Here is a 5,066-nt window from a genome sequence, read left to right on the forward strand (position 1 = left end):
GGTGTGGGGTGTGGGGTGTGGGGTTTTACCGATTTTGAGGTAGTCAGTTACCTAATTTTCAGGGAAAAAGTCCAGGAATTTTACCCCCGATCCCTCCAATGGTCGGCACTTTTTGAGGAAAAAAAGTCTAAAAGCCTTATCCAACAAGGTTTTTAGATTTATTCAGCAGCCCCTAATTATCCTAGACGTTGATTCTGTTTTCGATTCTTATCCCCCGGAAAAAATATGGTAAAAATGTCGTTTATTTTCTTTTTGTCACCGTTGACAAAATTTCTAAAACCTCAAGGATAAAACTGATAATTGAGATTAATAATTATGGGAAAAAATTACTCTTATCTTGTTAAAACTTACTCTATTTATGCTCAGTAAATATCGTGAGCAAATTCCCGAATCAAAGGGGAAGTGAGAGGAATTTTTATCCTTGGTACTAAAATTAACAATAGGCAGTTTAAATGCAGTACAGCTTATTAACAACTCTAATTAATCTTTTATTAATATATAGCGTTTCCTGTTCGCACTAGGTACATTATCGATGTTGAAAAGCTTAATTAGCAAAGGTTTAAGTGTGCCACACAGGTGTGAGAACCGCTATAACTTCGGTTGACGGAATTGATAAACATCAGCGATCGCCTGTACCCAACCATTAGCAACGGATTCTAATAATCGATCGCCTTTTTCTTTACTTGCATTAGTAGCATCTCCCATCACTCCACTTTTAGTTAATTCCTTAGTTAACCAAGCAAAGGGTAATTTTCCCTCCATAGTTAACAAACTATTTTCTGGCAAACCTTGAGGATATTCTCGGACGGCCCGCTCAATTTTTACCTGTTCTGGCAGTAATGATAACATAATGCTAGTTTCCACATCTCCTGCATGAATACCGTATTCTAATTCATATTCCGAGAATAATTCAGCCGCATTGTGGGGAACTCGCCAAGTGAAAAAAGGAAATACTAAAAAATCGGGATATTGTTGATGAATATCCCTAGCAGCAATTTCCATAACTTGCGGTTGCCCGCCGTGGGAGTTCATTAATACTAACTTGCGAAAACCCGAACGATAGAGACTTTCAGCTATCTCTTGAATGAGGGTTAATAAGGTGGCTGCCGAGAGGGTAATCGTGCCTGGAAAAGACCAATGTTCGTTAGATTTTCCGTAGTAGAGACAGGGTAAAGCGAAAGCGGCGATGTTTGTATCTAATTTCTCGAAAGCTTTGCCTAAAACCCCTAAACTAATGGCAGCATCGACGGCAATAGGTAGATGGGGTCCGTGTTGTTCGATCGCACCGATGGGTTGAATAATTACCACATTTTCCTTATCTGGCATTGAATCTATATCTGTCCAAGTAAGATAGGGAAAATAACGATGTGGGGGAATAAAACCGTGCATCATAATTTTATTGGGGGTGAGGGATTATGCTTGGGGGGAAAAATTACTGTTTATATTGTAATTTTATCACTAATTCTTGGCAAGGTGGCCAATCGTCAACTATCGAGACTATGGAGAGCATCAAGAATACCTATAGGGCCAGACGAGGAAAAAGAAAGAGTCGAAGCGGAGCGAAAAATAAGCGTGGCGCGATTCCGGAGCGTGGCAGCATTGGCCAAGAACAAAACCGCATCGGAAATCAACCCTTGTCACCGAAAAACTTTTCCAAGAGATTCCCCCTGACAAAAGAAAAACCGACCTTTGTGACAAGGCCAAAGAATTTTGTGGACATCAAGAGTTGAGTCAGAAACTAGGAGCAGATTTTTATTTTGCTAATCCTTATCATTTTTGGGAAAGAGGATTAAACCCAGGGTAAGAGTATCTTAAATCCTTGACAAAATGAACTTTATGTGGTTTTCTTCCCCATACCCCACACCCCAACAAACTTTTTGCCGCAAACCCTATGTAACCCTAAAGTTTTATTTACCCTCTCCTACTACAGATTGATAAAATTTTTCTAGACTTTTTACACAGGTTTGATCGTTAAATACTGTATCGATATTCATTTTAGTATAATCTTTGATTGTTTGTCGCCATTGATTATCTAAACCTAAACGGATAGCAATTTCAATATAGTGATTTTTATCCGTAGCAATTGTCTCGGTTATGCCTAATTTTTTCAAGATAGCATTAGGAATGTCTTCCCCGCATAAATTCCCCCGGACAGGTAACAACTGGAAGCTGACAGGCAATTGCTTCTAAGGTGGTATTTCCCCCCGACCAACTTAAGTTATCTAAATAGATGTCTGCTAATAAGTTAAGCTGAAAATAATCATTTTGTTCTAATTGTGGCATCATTACCCCGTAATCTTGCCAATTGAGTCCATACTTATTAAAAGCTTGACTTAATCTCGACTGAAAGCAATGGGTCACAAATTCGCTACGATGACAGATAAAAATAAATTGGCTGTTGGGAACTTGTTGGGCAATTCTAGGGAAAATATCGTCATTTTCTGGCAGATATTTAAATAAACTCTGACAGTTTAAATAGATGATTTTATCCTCGTTTAATCCCATCTCTAAACGAGTTTTTCTCTGGGGAGGAAGGGAAGGTTTGGCATAGGCAATACCTAAATTGGATAAGCGAATTAATTTTTCACTGTAGTGATTATCTCCCTGCGCGGGTTCCATTAATTCACTGGAGATAAAATAATCAATGGTTGGTAATCCTGAGGTGATGGGATGACCCCAAGTTACACATTGTACTGGAGCTAAACGCAATCCTGCTAGTTGGGTAGTGCGAGCATCCATACCAATATCTAAATAAACTAGAATATGTAACTGATTATCTAAAATATGTTGAGCAATTCTTTCTATATTTACCAGATTATCAAACTGATAAAAATATTCACTTTGCTCTTGATATTGTTTGGTAAAATTATCGCAGGTGTTATTAATATCTATTCCATAACAGTAAATTTCAAATTGCTCTCGATTTCGCCACTGCAACCATCCTTGAAACAGTTTCGCTACCGTGTGATGACGCAAGTGAGCAGAAATATAGCCAAGGCGAATTTTTCCCGTCGGTATGGTTAGGTTTTTCACCCAATTAGGAAAGTTGGCTGAGGTAATTTTATAAACTAATTCTCCATATTTTTTTTGTAGTTCTAAATCATTTTTAGCTTGACATTGAAGATAAAAGTTAGTTCTTAATCCAATACTTTTCCAAGCATCCTGCTGTTGATTAGTAGTGGTTAAATCAAGATTAGACAAGATATTATCTAACTGTTTCTCGTAGTTTGATCGATATAGCATAATATCTGCTTGAGTTGTGTAAACTATCGGCATTAACCGCATTAATTCTAACTTCAGGGATAGGTGATCGGGAAGATACTCTAAAGCTGATTTAGTTGCTTGAATTGCCACCTCGATCGGATAATTATTTTGTAGTAACCAAATTAGGCGCAAATGTAAATCAATATTTTCTGGATGATAGTTAATGCCTTTTTTATACACTTCTAAAGCTTGTTTTTCTCCTTTAACAATGAGATAGCAATGGGCGCAATTTAAATAAAAATTGCTGTCCTCTATTTTAATTGCTAATAATTTTTGATAATAGTTTAATGCTAATTGATAGATTTTTCTTTGATAAAAATAATCACCAGAATAAAGATCCGCTCTTTTTTGGTCAGCTTGCAGAATTTCCCAAAGGGAGAGATTTTGACTAATTTCTCCTCTATCTCCTGCCAGTTGTTGAGCCATTTTATAAGCATTTTTTGCCTCTGTCCAAGCTTGTTTAACTAAATAGACATTGCCTAAATTGATATAAAAAGGATAAAAATCACCCTGTTTATTAATTCCCTGCTGATAGAATTTTTCGGCTGACTCTAAGCTAAACGGCGCTTAACCTGCATGATCCAACAGCTATAACCCTTTTGGAGTCTATATCGGTGATCCGAAGTAAAAGCCGTTTAGCTTAGCTGCCCTAGTTTATAAAATAAATTGCCCAGTTTGTTATAAGCATCGATAAAATTGGGATTGAGATCAATCGCTTTTTGATAAGCTGATAAAGCTATACCTAAACGGGATTGTTTTTCTAGCACCATGGCCATAGTATAATGATATAAGGCTTGATTTTCCTCTAAGTTGATGGCTCGTGCCAAACAGTTAAAAGATTCTGTTAGTCGGTTAATTATATAGTATAAATATCCTAAATCGTGCCAGATGTAAGCTAATTGTTCACGCCAAGATAAAATTCTTAAGTAAAAGTCCTCAGCTAAAGTATATTCTTGCCGATTAATAGCCTCTTGCACCTCTTGAAGACAGGAGTTTATCGCAGTCAGGGCATAATTTTCTATCTCTTCATCCCCTTCTATTTCCTCTAATTCTAGCCACTGAAGATAGATTAATTTAGCTTGGCCAAACTGCCAGCAATCAAGATTTCTAATTATCTCTTTTTTGAGCAGCACAATTAAATCCTGACTGGACTCTGATTGTAACAGCCAAAATAAACAAATTTCTTGCGCTGTTGCTTGCTGCTCTAGCAGCAGATAAGCTAATCCCAGATAGGGATAATAATCAGTCACTTCCGGATGAACCGCGAGCGCTTGTTGACAGAATAACAATAATTGATTATAGTCTCCCGATGCTAACATTAGCTCGATCGCTTGTTGGTGATTACTGTTGATCATCGAAAATTTGGGTCTGAAACCCCGTCGTTCTACGACGGCTTTACTGTTAAATATTAGCACATTTACGAAATATATGCTAGTGTGAAAGGACATGGAAAAAGCCTATTCGTTTCGATTTTACCCCACACCAGAACAAGAGTCGCTATTGCGGCGCACATTGGGCTGTGTAAGATTAGTTTACAATAAAGCTCTCCATCTCAGAACACAAGCTTGGTATGAAAGACAAGAAAGAGTAGGATATACTGAAACTTCTTCAATGTTGACCGAGTGGAAAAAGCAAGAAGAATTAGACTTTCTCAATGAGGTAAGCTGTGTACCCTTACAACAAGGGTTAAGACATTTACAAACAGCTTTCACTAATTTCTTTGCTGGTCGTACTAAGTATCCTAACTTTAAGAAAAAACATCAAGGAGGAAGTGCCGAATTTACCAAATCTGCTTTTAAGTT

The 5,066-nt window shown here is 37.3% G+C and carries 2 protein-coding genes and 2 pseudogenes; 2 read left to right on the plus strand and 2 right to left on the minus strand.

Annotated elements, in window-relative coordinates:
- Positions 1-588: 588 nt before the first annotated feature.
- On the minus strand, positions 589-1,392 hold the full coding sequence (locus O9332_RS17095; protein WP_002762063.1) for a creatininase family protein: 804 nt from the start codon (positions 1,390-1,392) through the stop codon (positions 589-591).
- 198 nt (positions 1,393-1,590) lie between these two features.
- On the opposite strand from O9332_RS17095, the pseudogene O9332_RS17100 reads away from it, so the two are divergent.
- A pseudogene (locus O9332_RS17100) lies at positions 1,591-1,795 on the plus strand (IS30 family transposase); the annotation flags it as partial.
- Between the two features lie 112 nt (positions 1,796-1,907).
- On the opposite strand, the pseudogene O9332_RS28130 reads toward O9332_RS17100, so the two are convergent.
- Positions 1,908-4,619 (minus strand): annotated as a pseudogene (locus tag O9332_RS28130) (O-linked N-acetylglucosamine transferase family protein).
- Positions 4,620-4,710: 91 nt separating this feature from the next.
- Here O9332_RS28130 and O9332_RS17120 point away from each other — a divergent pair.
- Positions 4,711-5,066 (plus strand): RNA-guided endonuclease InsQ/TnpB family protein (locus O9332_RS17120; RefSeq protein ID WP_288026576.1); only part of this gene is annotated, 356 nt, incomplete at its 3' end.

The organism is Microcystis sp. LE19-10.1B (assembly GCF_027530565.1).
GTDB classification, from domain to species: domain Bacteria; phylum Cyanobacteriota; class Cyanobacteriia; order Cyanobacteriales; family Microcystaceae; genus Microcystis; species Microcystis aeruginosa.

Excerpts from the sequence above, each read along its gene's own strand:
- O9332_RS17095 (WP_002762063.1), bottom strand. The coding sequence starts at position 1,392 with ATGATGCACGGTTTTATTCCCCCACATCGTTATTTTCCCTATCTTACT.